Annotated in this window: 2 protein-coding genes; both read right to left on the reverse strand. The window is 72.6% G+C overall.

Features of this window, described 5'->3' with window-relative positions:
* Window positions 1–896: 896 nt before the first annotated feature.
* Window positions 897–1,709 carry a methyltransferase domain-containing protein gene (locus P1P75_RS40895; RefSeq protein WP_319264944.1) on the reverse strand — a complete coding sequence of 271 codons (813 nt, stop codon included), beginning with the start codon at window positions 1,707–1,709 and terminating at the stop codon, window positions 897–899.
* 14 nt (window positions 1,710–1,723) lie between these two features.
* Window positions 1,724–2,599, reverse strand: coding sequence for an LLM class flavin-dependent oxidoreductase (locus P1P75_RS40900; RefSeq protein WP_319264947.1), 876 nt, complete (start codon window positions 2,597–2,599; stop codon window positions 1,724–1,726).
* Between the last annotated feature and the right edge of the window lie 104 nt (window positions 2,600–2,703).

Genomic DNA, 2,703 nt, shown 5'->3' on the forward strand with positions numbered 1-2,703 from the left:
GAGGGGGCGCCTGGCGGTTCGGGGGCCGGGTACCGCCGGCGGGTCTGGCGCGGGACACGCCCGGCGCTGCGGGTGCGGGCGGGCCCGGCGCTGCGGGTGCGGGCCCGGCGCTGCGCGCGGGGGCGGCTTCTGGGGTGGTGTGCTCGGGCATGGCCCTGAAGGCAACAAAAAACGGGCCGGTCCGTGGGGGGGATACGGACCGGCCCGAGGGGGGGTTTCCACCATAACCCTTCGTGAGGGATGCTGCGTGCAATGGCGCGCAAAAATTACTCTCCGCAGTCACGCGGCGACGGGGCGGTGGCCGTGGCGGGTGGGATTCGCAGGTGATTCATGGCCGAAAGGCAGTCAAATCCCAGGCGGACAGGGCCGATCGCCAGTGAAAGCGGAGGTTTTCGCACCGGTTGAGCCTTCCGGGACCAACGGTTCGCTCATCCCTCCGATGGGCTACCCGACCTGCGCGTCCACTTGACGCGGCACGTCACCGCGCAGCCCCCTCCACTGCACGGTGACGCCCGCGCAGCTTTGCTGGCGCGAATTGCCTGGGCATGAATTTACCGGAGGCGCGACAGGGGTCCGGACCAACAGCGATAACGATGTGGAAACCGTGTGGAGAAGGCGAGGCGGAGTGTAGTGATACGCGAAGAACGTCCGACTTCACCGATGCTGTATGTCGGGGTGTGTCCGGTGGGGCGGCCGACGTCCGGACGGATTCGCGGGGGCGGCGGACGCAAAGGGGCCGTGGCCCGTCGCGGTGAGGGACAGGCGCTGCCTGCCAGCGCCTGAGGGCGGGCCGTCCTGCGGTGGGGCCCGCGTCTCGGAGGGCGGTTCCTCGCCAATCCGTCCACCCAAGGCAGGGTGGACGGATTGGCACAGGACCGTTGTTCCGGTCGCAGCTGTCAGGCCGGTCGACGGGCCTCGACGAGGTGACGGGTGCTGTGGGCCACGAACGGGCCCTCGGACTCGATCCGCTCGTGCAGGGAGCGCAGTTGGTCCTCGTACCGGTCCGCGGTGAAGCCCGGGACCATCCACACCACCTTGCGCAGGAAGTGGACGACGGCGGCGATGTCGTGGAACTCGACGCACAGCCGCTCCGCCCGCAGGTCGACGATCTCCAGGCCGGCCGCCTCGGCGTCGGCACGTTCGCGGTCCGGATGACGGATGGCGCTCACCTCGTCGGGCAGCGGCCCGAGGAAGTACTCGACCAGCTCGAAGACGCTGCGCGGGCCGACGTGTTGGGCGAAGTAGGTGCCGCCCGGTTCGAGGACGCGCGCGATCTCGGCCCACGGCGGCCGTACGGGATGCCTGCTGGAGACGAGGTCGAAGGCGGCGTCCGCGAAGGGCAGGGGCTCGTCCTCCGCGACGGCGACGACCGGGATCCCGTGCGGGCGCAGCACGGCGGTGGCCTTGGCGACGTTCGCAGGCCAGCCCTCGGTCGCGACGGCGAGGACGGGGGCCTTCGGGGCGGCCCGGCGGAGGGCGAAGTCCAGGACCTCCCCTCCCCCGGTCTGTACGTCGAGGGCGGCGCGGGCGACGGCGAGACGCCCGGCGAGGGACACCGCGTAGCCCCAGGAGGGCCGGGCCTCGGTGGCTCGTCCTTCGAACCAGGAGAAGTCCCACCCCTCGGTGGGCACGGCCGCGCCCTCGGCGACGAGGTCCTCGAAGCCGCGGGGCCGGTCGTCGCCGTCCCGCGACGGCTGCTGGGCGCTCATCGTGGCCGTCACCGTCACTTCACCAGGGGGCGTACGTCGTCGCCCACGAACCGGATGAAGCCCTCGGGGTCGGGTTCGTCGGCGGTCGGGAGGAGGACGACCGTGTCGGCGCCCGCCTCGGCATACCGCTGGACCCGGTCGGCGACCTCGGCCGCGCCACCGGCCACACCCAGGCCGGGCACGTCGGTGAGGCCGGTCGTGACCAGCTCGCGCCGGAGCCGGGCGGCGGCGTCCTCCCCCGTGGCGGCGAAGAGATAGACGACGAGCTTGTGCGAGTCGGCGTCCCGGCCGGCCGCGGCCCTGCCCTCCCGCACCAGCTTCCTCGCGTCGCGTACGCCCTCCGGTGAGAAGGCCTCGTTGAGTACCGTGCCGTCCGCGACCTCGCCGGACAGCCGCAGGGTGCGCGGGCCGATCCCGCCGACGAGCACCTCGGCCCCGCCCGGCGGCGGCCAGTCGAGGGCGACGTCGTCCAGCGTGACGTACCGCCCCCGCGTCGTGACCCGCTCGCCGTTGAGCAGGCCGCGCAGGGCGAGGGTGTACTCGCGCAGCAGGGTCAGCGGAGAGGCGGGGCGGGCGCCGACCTGCCCCATCCAGTCCTGGACACCATGACCGATGCCGAGGCTGACGCGGCCCGGGAACATCCGGTGCAGGGTCGCGGCCTCCATGGCGGTGACGGCGACATTGCGCAACGGGACCGGCAGCAGGCCGACGCCCACACGGACCCGCTCCGTCCAGGCGAGCGCGGCGGCGGCTGCCGAGATCCCGGCCTCGCGGAAACAGTCCTCGAAGACCCACAGCTCGTCCAGGCCGGTGGCGTCCGCGAGCCGGGCGATCGCGCGGAGCCGCTCCGGGGGCAACTGCGGGCGGAAGATGGCGCCGAGTTCGGTCATGATCCCTTCCTATCCGGGTGCCTTCGCCCGGACAACCCCTTTACGTCATCGCCGAGTCGAGGACGTCGCCGGGCCAACGGGGACGTGGGGTGAGCGGGTTGGGG

This window comes from Streptomyces sp. ID05-39B, assembly GCF_033794725.1.
GTDB classification, from domain to species: domain Bacteria; phylum Actinomycetota; class Actinomycetes; order Streptomycetales; family Streptomycetaceae; genus Streptomyces; species Streptomyces bobili.